A 19,832-nucleotide genomic window follows, 5' to 3' on the forward strand; every position below is an offset into this window, starting at 1 on the left:
CGGCGAATCGCCAGGCCCCCCACGGTGTTCGGTCGTCTCCTACTCGTCGCGCAGGTCGGCGGCGCTGGCCGCCGTGGCGCCGATCGACTCGGCGGCCGAGGTGAGCAGGTCGGCGCCGAGCGCCTGGTCGACGGTGAGCGTCATCAGCGTCTCACCGCCCGCCTCCCGACGAGCCACCTGCATGGCGGCGATGTTGATGCCCGCCTCGCCGAGCAGGGTGCCGACGGTGCCCACCACACCGGGCCGGTCGACGTAGCGCAGGAACAGCAGGATGCCCTCCGCGCCGATCTCCACGTCGAAGCCGTCCACCTCGGTCAGCTTCAGGACGTCCCGCGCACCGGAGTGGGTGACGGTGCCGGAGACACTCACCGTCCGACCGTCCGGCAGGGCGCCGCGCACCGTGACCAGGGTCGACTGCTCGGCCGTCTCGGCCAGGGTGGCCAGGGTGACCTCGACGCCGCGCTCGGCCGCCAGGTGCGGGGCGTTGACGTAGGTGACCTGCTCCTCGACCACTGAGCTGAACAGGCCCTTGGTGGCGGCGAGCTTGAGCACCGACACGTCGTGGCTGACGATCTCACCGCGGACCTCGACGGTGACGCTGGCGGCGATCCCACCGGCGACCGCTGTGAAAGCCCGGCCGAGCTTCTCCGCGAGCGGCAGCAGCGGCCGCACGTCCTCGGCGACCACACCGCCGGCCTGCACGTTCACCGCGTCCGGGACGAACTCGCCCTGCAACGCCAGCTTGACGCTCTTGGCCACGGCGAGACCGGCCTTGTCCTGCGCCTCGTGGGTGGAGGCACCCAGGTGCGGGGTGGCCACCACGTTGTCGAAGGCGAACAGCGGCGACGAGGTGCACGGCTCCTTGCTGTACACGTCGACGCCGGCGCCGGCGACCCGACCTTCGGCGATAGCGTCCGCCAGCGCCTGCTCGTCGACGAGCCCACCACGGGCGGCGTTGACGATGCGGACGCCGGGCTTGACGATCGCCAGCTCCTTCTCACCGATCAGGCCCACCGTCTCCGGCGTCTTCGGCAGGTGGATGGAGATGAAGTCGCTCTCCCGCAGCAGCTCCTCCAGCCCGACCAGGCGGACGCCGAGCTGCGCCGCACGAGCCGGCTGGATGTAGGGGTCGTACGCGATCAGCCGGGTGCCGAACGCGGCGATGCGAGACGCGAAGAGCACCCCGATACGACCGAGCCCGACCACGCCGACGGTCTTGCCCTGCACCTCGACGCCCGTGTACTTCGATCGCTTCCACTCCCCCGCCTTGAGCGCGGAGCTGGCGCTGGCGGTGTTGCGCGCGACGGCGAGCAGCAGCGCGACGGCCTGCTCGGCGGCGGAGACGATGTTGGAGGTGGGCGCGTTGACGACCATGACGCCCCGCGCGGTGGCGGCCGGCACCTCGACGTTGTCCAGCCCGATGCCCGCCCGGGCCACCACCTTGAGTCGCGGCGCGGCGGCGATCGCCTCGGCGTCGATCTGGGTCGCGCTGCGCACGATGACGGCGTTGGCCTCGGAGAGCGCCGAGAGCAGGGCCGGACGGTCGGTGCCGTCGACGTGACGGACGTCGAAGTCGTGGGCGAGCACCTCGATGGCGGCGGGGGCGAGTTCTTCGGCGATCAGTACGACAGGATTCATCGGTCCTCGTAGACGTCGTGTTTGCGATCGGCCCGGGCCGCGGGGCGCCGCACTGCGCCCCGCGCTGATCCGTGCCGTGGCCGTCAGGTGCCGGCTGCTGCACCTACAGGCGATCGTAGGGGCCCCGCTCGTCGGCGTGTTCCGGTCTTCGGGGTGAGTGCCCTCACACGCGTGGACATCGACCGTTCACCGGCCGGAAACGCGCCCAGTCGACGGCCCCGGGCGCACTCGGGAGCGCGCGCCGGGGCCTTCGACCACATCGTGCGGACGAGCCGAACGGGTCAGGCGGTCTCGGTGATCGGGCGGTCGACCCAGCTCATCATGCCGCGCAGCTTCTTGCCGGTCTCCTCGATCGGGTGCGCCGCACCCTCGGCCTGCCACTTGGTGAAGTTGGGCCGGCCGGCCTCGTCCTCGGCGACCCACTCGCGGGCGAACTCGCCGGACTGGATCTCACCCAGGATCTTGCGCATCTCGTCCTTGACCCGGGAGTCGATGATGCGCGAGCCGCGGGAGAGGTCGCCGTACTCGGCGGTGTCGGAGATGCTGTAGCGCATCTTCGCGATGCCGCCCTCGTACATGAGGTCGACGATCAGCTTCAACTCGTGCAGGCACTCGAAGTAGGCGACCTCCGGGGCGTAGCCCGCCTCGGTGAGCACCTCGAACCCGGTCTGCACGAGCGCCGAGGCGCCGCCGCAGAGCACCGCCTGCTCGCCGAAGAGGTCGGTCTCGGTCTCCTCGGTGAAGGTGGTCTTGATCGCGCCGGCCCGGGTGCCGCCGATGCCCTTGGCGTACGCGAGGGCGAGCGCGAGCGCGTTGCCGCTGGCGTCCTGCTCGACGGCGACGAGACAGGGCACACCCTTACCGTCGCTGTACTGGCGGCGGACCAGGTGGCCGGGGCCCTTGGGCGCGACCATCGCGACGTCCACCTCGGCGGGCGGCTTGATGAGGCCGTACCGGATGTTGAAGCCGTGGCCGAAGAAGATCGCCTTGCCGGGGGCGAGGTGCGGGGCGATCGACTCCGTGTAGATCCCGCGCTGGGCGGTGTCCGGTGCGAGCACCATGATCACGTCAGCCTCGGCGGACGCCTGCGCCGGCGTGACGACCCGCAGGCCCTGCTCCTCGGCCTTGGCCCGGCTCTTCGAGCCCTCCGGCAGACCGATCACCACGTCGACGCCGGAGTCCCGCAGTGACAGCGCGTGGGCGTGGCCCTGGCTGCCGTAACCGATCACCGCGACCTTCTTGGCCTGGATCAGGCCGAGGTCGGCATCGTCGTCGTAGTACACCTCAACGGTCATGAGAACTTCCCTTTCGTACGACGGCCGGGACGGCCCGTCGTGGTCTGTGCGGATGGTTTCGCCGGACGGCCCGCCGGGGCCGACCGGTGGCAGGTCAGGCGGCCCGCAGCGCGGGGCCGGCGGTGATCGAACGCGAGCCACGCCCGATGGCCACCAGCCCGGACTGCACCATTTCCTTGATGCCGAAGGACTCGAGGTCGCGCAGGAGCGCGTCGAGTTTGTCAGGGGTGCCGGTGGCCTCGATGGTCAGCGTGTCGGGTGCGACGTCGACCACCCGGGCCCGGAACAGGTTGACGGTCTCCAGCACCTGCGACCGCGCGGACCGGTCGGCGCGAACCTTCACCAGCAGCAGCTCCCGGGCAACCGAGACCTGCGGATCCAGCTCAACGATCTTGAGTACGTTCACCAGCTTGTTCAGCTGCTTGGTGACCTGCTCCAACGGGGACGACTCCGCGTTGACCACGATGGTGATCCGGGAGACGTCCGGGTTCTCCGTCTCGCCGACGGCGAGGCTGTCGATGTTGAACCCGCGCCGGGAGAACAGGCCGGAGACTCGGGCGAGCACGCCCGGCTTGTTCTCCACCAGCACGGACAGTGTGTGCATCGTCATTAAATATCATCCTCGTCGAAGACCGGGCGGACGTCACGGGCGAACATGATCTCGTCGTTGCTGGTGCCGGCGGCGACCATCGGCCAGACCATCGCGTCCTTGCCGACCACGAAGTCGATCACCACGGGCGCGTCGTTGATCTCCATGGCGGCGGCGATCGTCTTGTCCACGTCGGCCGCCGTCTCGCAGCGCAGCCCGACGCAGCCCAGGGCCTCGGCGAGCTTGACGAAGTCGGGGATGCGGTGCTTGTGGGTGCCGAGCTCGGTGTTGGAGTAGCGCTCGTTGTAGAAGAGCGTCTGCCACTGCCGGACCATGCCGAGATTGCCGTTGTTGATGACGGCGATCTTGACCGGGATGCCCTCCAACGCGCAGGTGGCCAACTCCTGGTTGGTCATCTGGAAGCAGCCGTCCCCGTCCACCGCCCAGACCACAGTGTCCGGCTTGCCGACCTTGGCGCCCATCGCCGCCGGGACCGCGTAGCCCATCGTGCCGAGGCCGCCGGAATTCAACCAGGTGTACGGCTTCTCGTAGGAGATGAACTGCGACGCCCACATCTGGTGCTGGCCCACCCCGGCCACGAAGATCGCGTCCGGGCCGACGATCTCGCCCAGCCGCTTGATCACGTACTGCGGGGACAGGGTGCCGTCGATCGGCTCGTCGTAGCCCAGCGGGTACCGGTTGCGCAGGTCGTCGAGCTGCGTCCACCAGTCATTGAGGTCGGTGGTGCGCCCCGTCGACCGTTCGGCGGTGACCGCGGTGATCAGCTCGTCGATGACGTGCTTGGCGTCGCCGACGATCGGCACGTCCACGTGCCGGTTCTTGCCGATCTCGGCGGGGTCGACGTCCGCGTGCACCACTGCCGCGTCCGGGGCGAACGAGTCCAGTTTGCCGGTGACCCGGTCGTCGAAGCGTGCGCCGAGCGCGACGATCAGGTCCGCCTTCTGCAGTCCGTAGACAGCGGCGACAGTGCCGTGCATGCCGGGCATTCCCAGGTGCTGCTGGTGCGAGTCGGGGAACGCGCCGAGCGCCATGAGCGTGGTGACGACGGGGATGCCGGTCAGCTCGGCCAGCCGGCGCAACCCGTCGGTGGCACCGGCCTTGAGCACTCCACCACCGACGTAGAGGACCGGCCGCCGGGCCGCGGCCATCAACCGCGCCGCCTCCCGGATCTGCTTGCCGTGCGGGTGCAGGGTGGGCCGGTAGCCGGGCAGGTCCAACGTGGGCGGCCAGGAGAAGGTGGTCGACGCCTGGAGCACGTCCTTGGGGATGTCGACGAGCACCGGGCCGGGTCGCCCGGTGCTGGCCAGGTGGAACGCCTCGGCCAGGATCCGGGGGATCTCCTCGGCGTTCTGCACGAGGAAGTTGTGCTTCGTGATCGGCAGGGTGATGCCCTGGATGTCGGCCTCCTGGAAGCCGTCGGTGCCGATCAACGGGCTGGCCACCTGCCCGGTGATCGCGACCATCGCCACCGAGTCCATGTACGCGTCGGCGATCGGGGTGACCAGGTTCGTCGCGCCCGGGCCGGAGGTGGCGATGCAGACGCCGACCTTGCCGGTGGCCTGCGCGTAGCCGGTCGCCGCGTGCCCCGCGCCCTGCTCGTGCCGCACCAGGATGTGCCGGACCGTCGAGTCGTAGAGCGGGTCGTACGCCGGGAGGATCGCGCCGCCCGGAATGCCGAAGACGACGTCGACGTCGAGCGCCTCGAGGGACCGCACGAGCGAGCTGGCCCCGGAGATCGGGGTCGCGGCGGCGGACCGTACCGCCGGGACGGCCGGGGTGGCCGTGCGTGGGGCGGCCTGGTCGCCGTCGACGGTCGGGTCGGCGGCCGCGCGGGCCCGGCGGGCGGTGTGGGCGAGGGTCTCGGGCGTGGGTCTCGTCATGGTGGTTCTGGCCTTCGGCTGGAGTGGCTGGTGGCTAGTCAAGCGATGCGATGCGGGCGGGGCCCGCCTCGCCAGGTTCCGATGGCAATAAAAACGGCCCTCGTGCAGATGCACGGGGCCAGCGCACTCTCGATGAGGGAGAGTGCGCTCAGGTAAGTACTCGCAGCGACCGGTACGACGACATGCGGCTAAGCCTGACGCATCTCACGCGATGAGTCAACTGATCCCACATGTTGGTTAACGGAGGCCGGCGCGTCGGCCGGAGACGCGCCATCAGCAGGCGGGATGACCTGCCCGGACCCGCCCGGAACGCGACGTGGAGCGGGCACCTGAGCGGGGCGCGCACCCGGGGACGTGGCCGCCTCCAGCATCGCCTCCAGGTGCTCGGCCGGCACGCCCCAGCCGAAGAGGGCGCCCTGGCCGAACCGGCAACCGGCGGCCACCACCGCGGCCAGCTCGGTCGGCGTGGTCACCCCCTCGGCGATCACCTCCAACCCCAGTTGGTGGCCCAGCCGCATCACGATGTCGACCATCGGTGCGAACGCCGGGCCGTCCTGGCCGACCGGGTGGACCGGCTCGTGTTCGGCGACCAGACTGTGGTCGATCTTGAGAATGTCGATCGGCAGCCGGCGTAACTGCCCCAGCGACGAGTAGCCCGCCCCGAAGTCGTCGAGCGCGATCCGGACACCTGTCAGCCGCAGCGCGGTGAGCCGCCGGATCAGCTCGTCCAGGTCGGTGGCGACCGCGTGCTCGGTGACCTCCAGCACCAACCGCTGCGGCGGCACGTGGTGGGCGCGCAGCGCCTCGGCGACCTGGACCACGTACTCCGGGGCGTGCAGCTCGCGCGGCGAGACGTTCACCGACACCCAGACGTCGTGCCCGTCCGCCAGCCACCGGGAGAGCTGGTAGCAGGCCTGGTGCAGCACCCAGGCGCCGAGCGGGGCGATCATGCCGCACTCCTCGGCGAGCGGGATGAACTCGTCCGGACGCACGTTGCCCAGCTCGGGATGGTGCCAGCGGAGCAGTGCCTCGGCGCCGACCGGCCGCACCGACGGCAGCGACGCCACCGGCTGGAACGCCAACCGAAGCTCGTCGCGGTCGATCGCCCCGCGCAGCTCGTGTTCCACAGTCGTACGGCGGCGCAGCAACTGGTCGTACGCGGCGTCGTACCGCTCGATCCGGTTCTTGCCGCGCTGCTTGGCGTAGCGCAGCGCCAGGTCGGCGTGGCGCAGCAGCAGTTCCACGTCCGGCTCGTCGGCCCAGTCGGCCACGCCGATGCTCACCGACAGGAAGACCGGCCCTTCCGGCTGGTCGTACGGCCGGTTGAGCACCCCGAGGAGCCGTTCGGCGACCCGGTCCGCCTCGACCGAGCGGCCCCGCATGAGTACGGCGAACTCGTCGCCACCCAGCCGGGCGGCCACGTCGCCGGGGCGCAGGTTGCCGCGCAGCCGCCGGCCCACCTCGGCCAGGACGGCGTCGCCCACGTCGTGGCCGCGCATGTCGTTGACGTTCTTGAAGCCGTCCAGGTCGAGGCCGAGCAGCACGCAGGGGTTGCGGTCGGCGGCGTTCTGGTGCAGGGCTCGGAGCAGCCCGCGCCGGTTGGCCAACGACGTCAGCGGATCGGTGTGCGCCAGCTCACGGAAGTGCGCCTCCCGCTCGGCCAGCCGACCCGCGTACCCCCGGACGTCGCGAAGGGTGAGGTACTGACGTGCCACCAGGGCGAAGCCCTCCACACTGCCGGCCACGATGCCGGCCGCCGTGAACCGGCCGTCCTGGACGAGGTGGTACATCGCCGAGGCGGCCATCGCCAGCATCGGGGCGATGGCGTACTCGCCGTCGCTGCCGACCAGGTCCAGGTCGACCTGCCCCGGCCGGTCGGCCCGGTAGACGGCGAGCGCCACGGTCAGCAGGCCGGCGGCGAGCACCACCGCGCCGGTCAGCGCCATTGTCGGCCCGGCCTGGCAGAGCCCGGCGCTGAGCCCGAGCCCGCCGAAGGTCACCGCGCTGATGCCGGCGCCCAGCGCGGCCAGCCGTCGACGCGGTGCGGCGGCCCGGAAGACGACGATCACGACGAGCCCGGCACCGAGCGCCGCGCTCACCGTGGCCACCAGAATCGCCGGGCAGGCCATCGGGGTGGCGGGACCGAGCAGGCGGGTGGGCTCCGAGAAGAGCACCCAGCCGACGAACCACAGCGCCGCCGCCATGACCAACCCGTCCAGGGCGAGCCGGGCGGTGCCCGCCGCGGTGGCGGCCACCCCGGGCAGCCGGAGCAGGCCGGCGGCGAAAGCCAGCCCGGCCACCGCCGTGCCGATCGCCACCACTGTCGCCCAGCCGGTGCGCTGACCCTGCTCGTGGGCCCAGTGGTCGCTGGCGCTGAGCGCGGCGAGCACCCCGGCCAGGAGGCTGAGCAGGGCGACCCCGGCGGCCGCCGCGAGCAGCACGTGCGCCGGTCGACGTGGCCTCGTGCGCCGCCGGGCGACGAGGGTCAGCAGCACGGCGGCCACCGCGGCGACGAGGCCGCTGAGCGCCGCGACGGCGACCATGCCCGGTGGAAGATGCACCCCCCAAGAGTGCCGGATGGGCGCACGCCATGGGGGGCTGAGTGTGCATCTGTTGGGACACGGGAGATACCCGGGTGGCAGTGCCGGGCGGCGGTGTCATGCTGGTATGCATGCCTGAGCTGCGGTCGAGGACTTCCACACACGGTCGGACGATGGCCGGCGCCCGGGCCCTCTGGCGGGCCACCGGGATGACCGACGACGATTTCGGCAAGCCGATCGTCGCCATCGCCAACAGTTTCACCCAGTTCGTGCCTGGTCACGTACACCTCAAGGACATGGGTGGCCTGGTCGCCGACGCGGTCGCCGAGGCCGGCGGGGTGGGTCGGGAGTTCAACACCATCGCCGTCGACGACGGCATCGCGATGGGCCACGGCGGCATGCTCTACTCGCTGCCCAGCCGTGAGCTGATCGCCGACGCTGTCGAATACATGGTCAACGCGCACTGCGCGGACGCCCTGGTCTGCATCTCCAACTGCGACAAGATCACGCCGGGGATGCTGCTGGCCGCGATGCGGCTCAACATCCCCACCGTCTTCGTCTCCGGCGGCCCGATGGAGGCCGGCAAGACGATGGCGATCGAGGGCGTCGTGCACAGCAAGATCGACCTGATCGACGCGATGATCGCCTCCTCCAACGAGGCCGTCACCGACGAGCAGCTCGGTGAGATCGAACGCTCCGCCTGCCCGACCTGCGGCTCCTGCTCCGGCATGTTCACCGCCAACTCGATGAACTGCCTCACCGAGGCGATCGGGCTCGCGCTGCCCGGCAACGGTTCGACGCTGGCCACCCACGCCGCCCGCCGGTCGCTGTTCGTCGAGGCCGGCCGGACCATCGTGGAGATCTCCAAGCGGTGGTACGACGGCGACGACGAGTCGGTGCTGCCGCGTACCGTCGCCTCCAAGGCCGCCTTCGAGAACGCCGTCGCCCTCGACGTGGCGATGGGCGGCTCCACCAACACCGTGCTGCACCTGCTCGCCGCCGCCCGCGAGGCCGAGATGGACTTCGGCGTCACCGACATCGACGCGATCTCCCGGCGGGTGCCGTGCCTGGCCAAGGTCGCGCCGAACTCGCCGAACTACCACATGGAGGACGTGCACCGGGCCGGCGGCATCCCGGCGCTCCTCGGCGAACTGGACCGGGCCGGGCAGCTCAACCGGGACGTGCACGCCGTGCACTCCCCCTCGCTGGCGCAGTGGCTGACCGACTGGGACGTGCGTGGCGACTCCCCCACCCCGACGGCGGTCGAGCTGTTCCACGCCGCCCCCGGCGGGGTGCGTACCGTCGAGCCGTTCTCCACCACCAACCGGTGGTCGTCGCTGGACACCGACGCGGCCGGCGGCTGCATCCGGGACCGCGCGCACGCCTACTCCGCCGACGGCGGGCTGGCCATCCTGCACGGCAACCTGGCACCCGAGGGCAGCGTGGTGAAGACCGCCGGCGTGCCCGACGACTGCCTGACGTTCCGTGGCCCGGCGAAGGTCTACGAGTCGCAGGACGACGCGGTGACAGCGATCCTCGCCAAGCAGGTGGTCGCCGGGGACGTCGTGGTGATCCGGTACGAGGGGCCCAAGGGCGGCCCCGGCATGCAGGAGATGCTCTACCCCACCTCGTTCCTCAAGGGACGCGGTCTGGGCCGCTCCTGTGCGCTGCTCACCGACGGCCGGTTCTCCGGCGGCACCTCCGGGCTGTCCATCGGGCACGTCTCCCCCGAGGCGGCCTCCGGCGGGCTGATCGCCCTGGTCCGCGACGGCGACGAGGTCGTCATCGACATCCCGAGCCGATCGATCGAGCTGAACGTGCCCGCCGAGGAGCTGGAGGCGCGACGGGTGGCCGAGGAGAAGCGCGACAAGCCGTACACCCCCACTGATCGGCAGCGGCCGGTGTCGGCGGCGCTGCGCGCGTACGCCTCGATGGCCACCTCGGCCAGCGACGGCGCCTACCGCCGCGTCCCGGAGTAACCACCCGTTCCCGCCTGCACGGCCGACATCCGTGATGTCGGGGTATCCCGTCGGACGGGACACCCCGACATCAACGTTCTACAGCGCACCTAGCCGGGTCGAACATCGGATCCTCGATCGCCTTCAGCAGCGGTCGGGATGCCACATGCTCCGGCCTGATGTGCCGCCCGAGCACCACGACCGCCACCGACGACGCGCCAGCGCTCTTCAACGCGTATGCCAGCGACTGTGCCCGGGAGCCGGTCGTCCAGGTGTCGTCCAGGATCAGTGGCCGAACGCTGACGCTCTCGACCGGAAGCTGGACGGTGAACCAGTCGCGCTGGAAGGTCCGCGTTTCAGATCCGTAGCGGGGATTGGACAGCGCCGCGAGCCACGGCAGTCCAAGACGATCGCCGATCAGATCCTGCAGGGGGTGCGGGTGAGACTGGCCCCGGGTGCTCGGCACGACCACCACGTGCGTCGGCGCACCGCCCATCCGGTCAGCGATGCAGTCGAGATGCCGCTGCAGGAACAGCAGCAGCAGTGCGAGCAGATTCCATCTAGCCTGGGCCGACCCCGGCGTGGACTTGTACAAGCGCAGGTGGTGGTGATGCTGACCGGTACGCGGCGAGTAAGCGATTGGAGCGATCACGTCGGCGAGCAGGCCACCAGACGCAGTGTGGTGTTCCTGACAGGGGTAGCAGTAGTCGAACCCAGGAGTGCGGACACCGCGACACGTCGGGCAGATCCACGGAAGGGCGGGCAGGGGATTTCTAAGGAAGTTCCGCTGGGTCTCGACGTACTCCCGGACCCTGGCCCACGGGTCAGAGGCTGGCGAAATCAGGAAAGCCCCCCAGCTCGGCCGCAGCCGGTGAACGGTCGAGAATGGCGTCGACCGCCTCCACCAGGTCCATCGTCCCGTGTGCGACGTGGACGCCGGGCCGGGCGGCGAAGGCGCGTGCCCAGTCGTGTCGCATCACCTGGCTGGTGAGCACCACGGGCCGACCGTGCTGAAGAGCGAGCCGCGCCTGGATCCGGGCTCCACTGCGTTCACCGGCTTCGATGACCACGGTGGCAGCCGCGTAGCCGCTCATCACCGCATTCCGCATGGGGAAGCTCTGCTTTGTCGGGGCGGCATCGGGCCAGAACTGGCTGAGCACCAGTCCGACCTCTGCGATGTGCTCCTGGAGCGCGCGGTTGACCGTCGGGTAGGGGTGACGAATTCCGGTGCCGATGACAGCGACGGTGCGGCCCCCAGCCGCGAGTGCCGCCTGGTGGGCCGCGGTGTCGATCCCCTTCGCCAGACCGCTGACCACCGTCACCCCACGGCGGGCCAGCGATTCTGATACCGAGCTGGCGATCTCGACGCCTCGATCGCTCGCTTCGCGGCTGCCGACCACAGCGATGGCCCGAGCGTCGGGGCGCGACTCGCCTCGGGCGAAGAGCACTGGCGGCATCTCGCGGATGTCACGCAACTGGGAGGGGTAGTCGTCGTCGAAGAAGGCCCGCACTGTGATGCCCTCGGCCCGCCAGCCCGCGAGGTCGCCGGCCGCCGCCTCGATCAGTGAGTCGACGGAGCGGGTGTCGGGGAAAAGCGTGTCGGTCTGCCCGACGACCCGACGCAGGACTGCCAGCGCGGTGCCGACATCTTGAATGTCGTGCACGACGTCAGACCAGCCGAGGTCTGGCTGCCGCAGCAGCGCGATCAGCGCAGCCCGCTCCACCAACACCCGGTCCATGCCCCTGATCGTAGAGGCAACTGCCGGCCGCCCGGCCCACCGGCCACGCGGAGCCGGCAGAGAAGCCTGGCGCATCTCAGATCGCCCCACGTGATCGAACATATGTTCCCTCAGCCCTCAGGTCAACCGAAGATCGCGCAGGTCGGGGACAGCGGCGACTAGCTCTACGCCGTCGTCGTCGTGCAGGTGCACGTTGCAGCCGGCGCGGGTGAAGCGCACGGTGATCACCTGCCCGGCGTGCCGGGCCGCCAGGCGCACCAGGTCCTGCTCGGGGTCGGCGACGTCCCGCGGCCTCGAGCGGGGCACCGGAATCGGCGCTGTCGGGTCGGTCGGGGCGGCCCCGGCGACGGCGTCGGTCAGGCACTCGACGCACCAGGCGAGCGCGGCGGCCAGGCTCGGCTGGTAGGGGAAGTCGTCGGGGCGAACGGGTGCGTCAGGCGGCTTCACCTCGACCGACCAACGCACTCCGTCGGCCAACAGTGGGTCTGCGGCGTTGTGCCGCAGGTCGCACACGGCCACCACGAGGGCCAGGTCGAGGCCGAGGGCGAGCCGCAGCAACTCGGCCAGCGGTGGCGCGTCGGGAGGTGCCGCCACCATGATCAGACGCCCAGCCGGCGTACCCCGGCCCGCGCTGCGGACGTGCTCCCCGACCGGGTCGGCCCCGGCCCAGGGCAGGGTCACGTGACCGTCACGGAGGTCTTTGCTGATCTGCTGCCCGCCGTCGATGTCGGCGAGGTCGTCGGGCCGCGCGCCGAGCACAGCCGCCCAGGAGCCGAGCCGGTAACGGTCCGGAAGCTGGACGACGGGCTTGCCGCCCGGTTGGGTGGCGACCAGCAGTGCGACTTCGGGCGTACCGACCTGCCAGGCCAGGTGCACCACCCGGTGCCGCAGGTCGGTGATGGTGACCGACACGGTCTGATGCAGACGCTGGGTGTCGCCGCAGGTGTAGCAGTGCAGCGCGGACGGGCGCAGGCCGGCGCCGCTGCAGTGCGGGCAGTCGGGGTCGGCGGCGCAACCGCCGAGCCGGCAGTCGCAGGCGCGTAGCCGGCTGCGTGGCCGGCAGTCCGGGCAGGGCCGCCCGTCCACTGGTTCACCCAGCCAGGACGGGTCGGGTGGTTCGTAGCCGCGGCTCACCGGCACCCGCACACGGCGGACCACCTGACCGGTGGGCTGTTCGGTGAGGATCTCCTCCGGCGCACCGGACCGCAGAGTCGTGTGCCACCAGCGGCCGTCACGCCACACTGCCTGCGCACCCGGCAGCTCGTCGCCGCCGACCGCGTCGACGCAGTCGGCGAGGACGCGTCGTTCGAGTTGGTCGACGTCCACGTTCGGAGCAGCGGGTGGGCGCGGCGAGTCGGGGCGCAGCAGCCGGGCGGGGGCGGTCAGCCCGCGCTCGGCAAGGCCGCTGAGCGCCTTGGCCACGTCGGTGCCAGCCAACACCTCCGGCAGGTCCCGGCACCAGCCGGGCGACCCGAACGGCACCGGGGAGCCGGGCACCTCGTACCGGATGGCCCAGCAGAACCCCGCGTCCTGCCGGCGGGCCTCGACGACCAGGTCGAGCAGCAGCAGGTCGGCCAACGCGCACAGCCGGGTCAGTCGGTCGGCCGGGTCGACGGCCGGCGGGGCGGCGGTTCGGCCCAGCACCAGCCGCCAGGGGGTGTGATCGGCCCGCAGGACGGCGTGGGCCTCCAGCTCGTGCCGCACCGCTGCGGGCAGGTCGGGTCGCCACTGCCGGTCCAGCCACAGCGAAGGCGCGTCGGCCTCGTCCACGGCCGCGCCGACGGTGGCGGCGAGTTCGCGTACCCGGGGAGAAAGGTCGACCACCCAGGCACCCGCCGGGTCGCGGTGGGGGTCGAGGCCGCCCGGCACGACCTGGTGGGAAGCGATCGCGCCGGTGTCCAGGTTGGCGACGCTGACCACGAGCTGCGCCCGCCGCCGGCCGCGCTGACCGCAGCGATGGCAGGGGTACGCGACGGTGCCCGCGCCGCGACACTGCTCGCAGCTCCGGTACGCCTCCCGACGCGGCCCGAGCACGTCGTGGTCGGCGAGGAACCGGTCGCCGTAGGCGGTGCACCGGCACTGTCGCAGCATGAAGGTCGTGCCCTCGCAGTCCGGGCAGACGACGACGGGCACGCTGGTCACCGACACCGCCGGGCCGCGCAGCCACCGTCGTGCCCCACCCGCCGCACGCACCGCCGGCCGCCGTCGAGCGGCAGGTCGCAGAACACCCGATGGCGTACGCCCTGCGCGTCCTCGGCCGACACAGTGGTCTCGCCCGCGTCCACCTCGGACAGGAAGCTCAACGAACGGGCCAGGGTGCCGGCGAACTGCTGGGCCGCCGGCAGGTCGGCCGCGGTGAACGGCAGGTGCGCCACCCACCGGGCGGTCACCGGCGGGCCGCCAGGTCCTCGCGGGCGTGACGGGACTGCCAGCACCTCAACGCGTCCTTGATCCGCTCGGTGTCCCGCCGGCTGCTGCCCAACGCCGCGTACACCTCGGCCAGATCGTCGGCGACACGGTTCAGGAACTCGGCCACCTCCACGGCGTCCACGCCACGCCGGCCGCGTCTGGTGAACGTGCGCTCACGAACCTGCCAGGGCTTCAGGGGTACGTAGCTGCCCGCCCGATAGAACGCCGGCCGGGGTGGCTCGGCCCGAAGATGACGGAGAAACGTGCGCACGAAGCAGCACCACCCTTCCTGGCATTTGGTCGACACTCACCGGCGCGGGAATTGCGCGTCCATCGCCTTTGTCGGCCCAATATTGTAGGGTCGGAGGCGGTATCGCAATGAATGTCCCGTCATATTGTTCTGCTATTTGTACGCACCATTCCTGTGTTGCAGAACGGCTGTCGGGATGTTGCAAAACTCAACAGGAAGGAGAGCCGGGTGGCCGATGACATGGGCTCGACGGTGCCCCGACGCCAGCTCGGCAGGGCGCTACGTGACCTGCGCACCGAGGCCGGGGCGACCCTCGACGCGGTCGCCGAGGCGCTGGAGTGCAGCCGCCAGAAGGTCTGGCGGATCGAGAGCGGGCTCGGCTCGGTGCGCGGCGTCGACGTCCGAGCGATGTGCGAGCTGTACGGGGCAACGAGCGAGCTGACCCGGGCGCTCATCTCCCTGGCCGGCGAGACGAAGGCGAAGGGCTGGTGGCACGCGTACGGCGACGCCGTCCCCGAATGGTTCGAGCTGTACGTCGGCCTCGAATCCGCCGCGTCGAAGCTTCGCTTCTTCAAGAACAGTCTCGTGCCCGGCATCCTTCAGAGCCGCGACTACGCCCGGGGCATCTACCGCATCGACCAGCCCGACATGAACGACGACGACCGGGAACGCGCCGTCGAGCTTCGCCTGCAACGACAGTCCCTACTGGCCCGCCGCCTGCCACGAGCACCGCAGGTGCAGGTGGTGCTCTGCGAGTCGGTGCTGCTCCGACCGGTCGGAGACGCCGAGACCATGGCCGGTCAACTTCACAACCTGCTACGGCTGGCCCACCTGCCGAACATCTCGATTCGCGTGTTGCCCCTGACCGCAGGGCCCCACCACGGCACCGTCGCCGGAGAGTTCGTGCTCCTGGACTTCCCGCTCGGCAATCGAAGCACGCCTGAGCCGCCGTTGGTCTACAGCGAGGCGATCACCGGCGCTCTCTACCTCGACCGTCCCAACGAGTTCGCGACCTATGAGAAGGTCTGGTCGAGCCTGCTGTCACTCGCTCTTGATGAGGGACAATCGTTCCAACTGATCAACAAGATCATCGGGGAGGTTCACCATGGTTGACCTGACGGGCGCTGCCTGGCGTAAGAGCACCCGCAGCGCGGGCAACGGAGGTGAGTGCATCGAGGTTGCCGACAACCTGCCCGGCGTGGTCGCCGTACGCGACAGCAAGGACCCGCACGGCCCGGCACTCACCTTCTCCCCCACCACCTGGGCAAGCTTCGTGCGTTCGACCCGCATTTCCCGCTGAGGCTTCGGTGGGTGTCTCGGGGTCTCCTGGGACACCCACCCGCTGCGAGGGCTGCGTTCGACGACCGAGTTCGGTTAACGTGCGGCAGTGACCATCGGCGATGTCAAGGCGACGATCCGGAAGGGCGATCACGCGCTCGACAACGCTCGCATGAGCATCGAGAAGGCCGGCGCCAAGCTCGCCGACGCGACCGCTCTGGCAATCGCTGCCCTGCACGACAGCGAACGCGGCGAGGCGGAGCAGTCCCGCCAGGCCCTCCGTGAGGCTGCCGACGAGGTCGAGTTGGTCCTTCGCCGCATCGAGGCCGCCAAGGACCATGCTGCCGCCTACCTCGCCACCATCGGATGAGCGGAAGCCTCGGCGAAGTTGTCGCCCAACTGAGAAGCGCCCTCGACACCCTCCACAGCGCCGCCGTTGTGGCGCGGCGCGCTCAGGCTGACGCGGGACAGGCCAATGCGCATTTCACCGATGCGGCGCAGGGCAGCACGCATCCCGAACTCACCGGCGCTGTGACCGAAAGCAGGACCGCTGGCGAGAAGGCCGGCAAACTCGCGCGCCTGATCAGCGAGGCGGCCGACAGCGTAGGCGCCTACTCCAATGCCGTCGCTCCCGGCTCTGCCCCGAACATGCAGCCATCCGAATCAGCCACACCGTCCGGTGAGGATCTGCTCGCCGAGACCGCCGAGCGCGATTCCGCACGAAAGAACGTCGCATCCTTCCTGAGTACGATGACCAGGAAGGTTGAGGACGTCCAGGAAAACACCCAGAAGTCGGTTGCAGCGGCCAGGGAAGCTTTCACGATCATTCGAGGTCCGCAGGGTCCACCAGGGCCGCAGCAAGCCGGCACCACATCCCCGACGGTTGGCCCTACGGTAGGGCAGCGTCTCCTCAACGAAGCACCGGACGCGGCCGGGCATCTCGTCGTGGTGGGGCTGGTGGCGAGCATCGCCCTCCACCGCTCCGTTCAATCAATCCGCAAGGGAATAGCGAGGTTACGAGATCGTGAGCGTACGGACCGAGTTCAGCGACCTGATCCGCGCGATGGCACGACGTGACTGGGGCACGGTGGACCAACTCCTGGACGGGTTAGAGACTTCCGGTTGGCGCGGCGGCAACCAGGTGATCGGTGCTGCGTTCGCCATCGCGATCAACGACCGCTTCGCCGCCGGCCACTCCCCCACCGACGTCGCCCGCTTCGTCGCCGAAACTCGCGCGCAGTTTCCGGGCACGGAGTCGCTGCCCACGCTGGAGATGGAAGGGCTCGTCCGCGCGGCCCTCGGCGAGGTCGGCCTGATCGAGAATCTCAGCCCCGAGACGGCCCTCCAGATGCAGATTGTCTTCCTCGGCAAACTGCTTCAGGACCGCGATCCCAGCGAGGCGCAGTTGGAGGATTTCATCGTCGACGTGGAGCGGACAGCCGCCGAATACCTCTAGCCAGCGGGGCTGCGTGCCGACTCCCTGTCGGATAGTGTCCGTCCGACCACGCAGACGTGAACTCGTTGCGCGATCGTCAGACGGAGGGCGGCATGGCCAGCATCGAGGAAGTCAAGGCGGCGCTGATGCAGGCTGCCGAACAGGGCAACGCGACGATCACCCAGATACGTGCCGCCGCCGACAACACCGAACAGATGCTGGCCCGGCTGCGCGCCATCGCCGCCGGCACCGGCCACCCGACGATCGCCGAAGCCATCGCCCGGGGCGAGCAGAGCAAGCAGCGCCTGGCCGAAGCAATGACCCTCGTGCAGGGCAGCTCGGAGGCTGCACGCCGCTACATCAGCGTCCTCGGCTGAGCACCGACCTTCACGATGAGCATCGGCGAGGTCAAGGTGGCTCTCCGCGCCGCCATCGAAGCGGCCCAACGGGGAGAGGAAGTCTTCGATCGGGCCTCTGCCGAAGCGCGGGCAGCGACCGCAGCGGCAGACGCCATCCTCAACGACAGCCGAGACGAGGACGTGTCAGCCGCCCACCAGGCACTCATCGCTGCCGGCGCAGAGGTCGAGCCGACCCGCCGCCGATTCGTCAACACTGCCAAGCACACTGCCCGCTACCTCAAGCAACTCGGATGAGCAGCAGCATCGGCGAACTGGTCGCGCAACTTCTCGCCGTACGCGGAAAGCTTGATGCCGCAGCCGTCACGGCGCTGCGCGCCCAGACGGACGCGGAGCAGGCACTGACACATCTGACCGCGGTGCGGAAAGGCAGTGACGACAGGCTGCTGCGTGCCGCTGCCACGGACGCGGAGGTGGCCCGCGACAAGGCCGGCCGCTACGCCCGCCTCCTGGCCGTGGCCGCCCGACACATCACCGCATACGTCAACACCATCGCCCCCGGTGCCGCGTCCTCTGAAGCAGGAGATGCAACAGTGCCTTCCGGGGAACGCCTCGTAGAAGAGGCAGAGGCACGTAGCCGCAAGGCTGAAGCCTTCCTCCGCCGGCATGTCAGAAAGGCAGACGACTCCGAGGACACCCTCAAGCAGACCGAACAGGCTGTCACCACGGGCCTTCGCGAACTACAAAAGAGCCTCAAGGGCGGCGGGTCGAGTGGCAGCACAGCGTCTACCTCGACGAACCCCGGCACGCCGGTTGACCGTCCCCAGTTGGAGCACCCGGCCACGTCGGTCATCATGGCCGCTGGTGCAGTAGTCGTAGGACTTCGAGGTGTGTGGAACATGGTCAAGAAGCGCCGCGAGAGGAAGCGATTTGATGATCAACCCTGAGATGGTCGATTACATCCGCACGATGGTAAAAGGCGATCACGATTCCAACGATCGGATCGAAGCCCGCCTCGACGAACTCGGTTGGGGTGGCTTCCCTACCCTGCTCGGCGCAGTCTTCTACTTCGCGGTCAACCGGCACTTCAACGCGGCGACGACTCCTGGTGAGATCATGCGATTCGTTGCCGAGATGCGGGCAAGCAGCCCAGTTGGCACCCCCGAAATCGACGTTCACGCGGCTGAGTCGCTGATCCGAGCTGCGGTGGATCCCGATGTTGATACGGCCATCGATCCGCAGATGGCCGGACGAATTCAGGGTCTTGTGATTCTGAAAGTGCTGGGCGGTGGCGCTGTTGACGACGACGAACTGAACGCGCTGCTTGCCGATTCGGCAGCACTCGCCCGCCGCGTATAGCCTCGGCTATTACGTGGCCGATCACCAGGTGAACGGCACATGGGGTGTCGCCGTCCTGGCTGGCGGCTACCCGTTCAATCAACAGTGTCTGGCTGGTAGCCGGCGGGAGGCACCGCACACCGATCGGCGAAAACGTGGTGCCCTCGAGGCGACCGGGTGAGCTAGCGTGTCGTCGGTCTACTGGGGATCGCCCCAGAGTCGTACAGGGAAAGGCGTGTACGTGTCACTTTGGAAGAGGCCGGCTCTGACTGCGGTCGCGGCGCTCACCGCGTTCGCTGTCTCCGCCTGCGGCGTGACGTCCGGCGCATCGGACGAGCCGAAGCAGCCCACCGTCCTGGAGATGCTGGCCAGTGATCTCAAGGGGTCACTGCTGAAGACGGCCGAGGCAACCGACAAGACCGGCTCGGTGACCGTGACGATGACGGGCACGATGGGCGGCGAGAAGATCTCGATGCAGGGTGCCCTGGATCTGGGTGACCCGCTCAAGGCCGAGATGACGATGACCGATCCGAAGGGCGACAAGACCACTGTCCGGATGATCGGTGCCGTGATCTTCGCCGAGATTCCAGCGGAGAACCGCACGGGTACGGGCGGGAAGCGCTGGATGAAGATGGACCTGACCGGTCTGAGCGGAATGGCAGGCACGGGCTTCACCAAGCAGTTCGAGGACGTCGACCCGATCAAGCAGGTCAAGACGCTGCTCGCCCTCGACGGCACGACGGTGGTCGGCCAGGAGACGGTGAATGGGGTGCCGACGGTGCATTACACCGTCACCACTCCCGTGGCGACCTACCTCAAGCAGATCGATGCGATGCGCCGTGACGCCACCGAGCGGACGCTGGCCACACAGGGGGTCAAGGAGCTGAAGATCGACCTGTGGGTCGACGAGCAGTACCGGCCGCGCCGGGCTGGCCTGGTCATGGGCGCGATGGGTGACATGGTGGTGGACTACACCGACTACGGCAAGGCGGTGACCGTCGAGACGCCGCCGCCGGCGGAGACCACCGACTTCGCCGAGATGCTCAAGGGTCTGCAGGGTCTGAACACCGCCAACTGAACGGACCCGGAGTGCTGCCCGGCTGGTG

The 19,832-nt window shown here is 69.7% G+C and carries 21 protein-coding genes; 11 read left to right on the forward strand and 10 right to left on the reverse strand.

The window, feature by feature from the left end:
* Positions 1-39: 39 nt before the first annotated feature.
* The 5 genes from serA to ABZ406_RS00685 form a co-directional block, all read right to left on the reverse strand.
* Entirely contained in the window at positions 40-1,638 is a 1,599-nt protein-coding gene (serA, locus tag ABZ406_RS00665; protein WP_357754736.1) for a phosphoglycerate dehydrogenase, read from the reverse strand.
* 281 nt (positions 1,639-1,919) lie between these two features.
* Positions 1,920-2,933 (reverse strand): ketol-acid reductoisomerase, encoded by a 1,014-nt coding sequence (ilvC, locus tag ABZ406_RS00670; RefSeq protein ID WP_357754739.1) that lies wholly within the window; start codon positions 2,931-2,933, stop codon positions 1,920-1,922.
* 94 nt (positions 2,934-3,027) lie between these two features.
* Positions 3,028-3,543, reverse strand: a complete 516-nt coding sequence (gene ilvN / locus ABZ406_RS00675) for an acetolactate synthase small subunit (RefSeq protein ID WP_124815780.1) — start codon at positions 3,541-3,543, stop codon at positions 3,028-3,030.
* Complete coding sequence (locus ABZ406_RS00680) at positions 3,543-5,423, reverse strand: acetolactate synthase large subunit (protein ID WP_357754742.1); 1,881 nt, start codon at positions 5,421-5,423, stop codon at positions 3,543-3,545. Before ABZ406_RS00680 ends, ilvN begins: the two co-directional genes overlap by 1 nt.
* A gap of 188 nt (positions 5,424-5,611) precedes the next feature.
* Entirely contained in the window at positions 5,612-7,984 is a 2,373-nt protein-coding gene (locus ABZ406_RS00685) for an EAL domain-containing protein (RefSeq protein WP_357754745.1), read from the reverse strand.
* A 110-nt stretch (positions 7,985-8,094) separates the two neighbouring features.
* Here ABZ406_RS00685 and ilvD point away from each other — a divergent pair, with 110 nt between their 5' ends.
* Positions 8,095-9,942: a dihydroxy-acid dehydratase gene (ilvD, locus tag ABZ406_RS00690; protein WP_357754747.1), complete on the forward strand. Its 1,848-nt coding sequence runs from the start codon at positions 8,095-8,097 to the stop codon at positions 9,940-9,942.
* 70 nt (positions 9,943-10,012) lie between these two features.
* Here the strand turns inward: ilvD and ABZ406_RS00695 are convergent, their stop codons facing one another.
* The 5 genes from ABZ406_RS00695 to ABZ406_RS00715 form a co-directional block, all read right to left on the reverse strand.
* Positions 10,013-10,573 carry a phosphoribosyltransferase gene (locus ABZ406_RS00695; RefSeq protein WP_357754749.1) on the reverse strand — a complete coding sequence of 187 codons (561 nt, stop codon included), beginning with the start codon at positions 10,571-10,573 and terminating at the stop codon, positions 10,013-10,015.
* Between the two features lie 172 nt (positions 10,574-10,745).
* Complete coding sequence (locus tag ABZ406_RS00700) at positions 10,746-11,660, reverse strand: DNA-processing protein DprA (RefSeq protein ID WP_357754751.1); 915 nt, start codon at positions 11,658-11,660, stop codon at positions 10,746-10,748.
* Between the two features lie 117 nt (positions 11,661-11,777).
* The gene (locus ABZ406_RS00705; protein ID WP_357754753.1) at positions 11,778-13,802 is read right to left on the reverse strand and encodes a hypothetical protein; all 2,025 of its coding nucleotides are present in this window, start codon (positions 13,800-13,802) and stop codon (positions 11,778-11,780) included.
* A complete protein-coding gene (locus ABZ406_RS00710) occupies positions 13,799-14,050 on the reverse strand; it encodes a hypothetical protein (RefSeq protein ID WP_357754755.1) in 252 nt (83 codons plus the stop codon). The genes ABZ406_RS00705 and ABZ406_RS00710 overlap by 4 nt, the downstream gene beginning before the upstream one ends.
* Entirely contained in the window at positions 14,047-14,340 is a 294-nt protein-coding gene (locus ABZ406_RS00715) for a DivIVA domain-containing protein (RefSeq protein WP_357754757.1), read from the reverse strand. The genes ABZ406_RS00710 and ABZ406_RS00715 overlap by 4 nt, the downstream gene beginning before the upstream one ends.
* Positions 14,341-14,547: 207 nt before the next feature.
* Here ABZ406_RS00715 and ABZ406_RS00720 point away from each other — a divergent pair, with 207 nt between their 5' ends.
* The 10 genes from ABZ406_RS00720 to ABZ406_RS00765 all read left to right on the forward strand — a co-directional run bounded on the left by ABZ406_RS00720 (position 14,548) and on the right by ABZ406_RS00765 (position 19,804).
* The gene (locus ABZ406_RS00720) at positions 14,548-15,432 is read left to right on the forward strand and encodes a helix-turn-helix transcriptional regulator (protein WP_357754759.1); all 885 of its coding nucleotides are present in this window, start codon (positions 14,548-14,550) and stop codon (positions 15,430-15,432) included.
* Positions 15,425-15,619, forward strand: a complete 195-nt coding sequence (locus ABZ406_RS00725) for a DUF397 domain-containing protein (RefSeq protein WP_357754761.1) — start codon at positions 15,425-15,427, stop codon at positions 15,617-15,619. Before ABZ406_RS00720 ends, ABZ406_RS00725 begins: the two co-directional genes overlap by 8 nt.
* 87 nt (positions 15,620-15,706) lie before the next feature.
* Positions 15,707-15,967, forward strand: a complete 261-nt coding sequence (locus ABZ406_RS00730) for a hypothetical protein (protein WP_357754763.1) — start codon at positions 15,707-15,709, stop codon at positions 15,965-15,967.
* Positions 15,964-16,674 carry a hypothetical protein gene (locus tag ABZ406_RS00735; RefSeq protein ID WP_357754765.1) on the forward strand — a complete coding sequence of 237 codons (711 nt, stop codon included), beginning with the start codon at positions 15,964-15,966 and terminating at the stop codon, positions 16,672-16,674. The genes ABZ406_RS00730 and ABZ406_RS00735 overlap by 4 nt, the downstream gene beginning before the upstream one ends.
* Positions 16,622-17,053, forward strand: a complete 432-nt coding sequence (locus ABZ406_RS00740; RefSeq protein WP_357754768.1) for a hypothetical protein — start codon at positions 16,622-16,624, stop codon at positions 17,051-17,053. Before ABZ406_RS00735 ends, ABZ406_RS00740 begins: the two co-directional genes overlap by 53 nt.
* Before the next feature lie 92 nt (positions 17,054-17,145).
* Positions 17,146-17,409 carry a hypothetical protein gene (locus ABZ406_RS00745; protein ID WP_357754770.1) on the forward strand — a complete coding sequence of 88 codons (264 nt, stop codon included), beginning with the start codon at positions 17,146-17,148 and terminating at the stop codon, positions 17,407-17,409.
* Between the two features lie 15 nt (positions 17,410-17,424).
* Positions 17,425-17,685: a hypothetical protein gene (locus tag ABZ406_RS00750; RefSeq protein WP_357754772.1), complete on the forward strand. Its 261-nt coding sequence runs from the start codon at positions 17,425-17,427 to the stop codon at positions 17,683-17,685.
* The gene (locus ABZ406_RS00755) at positions 17,682-18,335 is read left to right on the forward strand and encodes a hypothetical protein (RefSeq protein ID WP_357754774.1); all 654 of its coding nucleotides are present in this window, start codon (positions 17,682-17,684) and stop codon (positions 18,333-18,335) included. The genes ABZ406_RS00750 and ABZ406_RS00755 overlap by 4 nt, the downstream gene beginning before the upstream one ends.
* Complete coding sequence (locus ABZ406_RS00760; protein WP_357754776.1) at positions 18,322-18,747, forward strand: hypothetical protein; 426 nt, start codon at positions 18,322-18,324, stop codon at positions 18,745-18,747. The genes ABZ406_RS00755 and ABZ406_RS00760 overlap by 14 nt, the downstream gene beginning before the upstream one ends.
* Positions 18,748-18,967: 220 nt before the next feature.
* Positions 18,968-19,804: a hypothetical protein gene (locus ABZ406_RS00765; protein ID WP_357754779.1), complete on the forward strand. Its 837-nt coding sequence runs from the start codon at positions 18,968-18,970 to the stop codon at positions 19,802-19,804.
* Positions 19,805-19,832 lie beyond the last annotated feature (28 nt).

The organism is Micromonospora sp. NPDC005710 (assembly GCF_040630995.1).
Taxonomy (GTDB): domain Bacteria; phylum Actinomycetota; class Actinomycetes; order Mycobacteriales; family Micromonosporaceae; genus Micromonospora.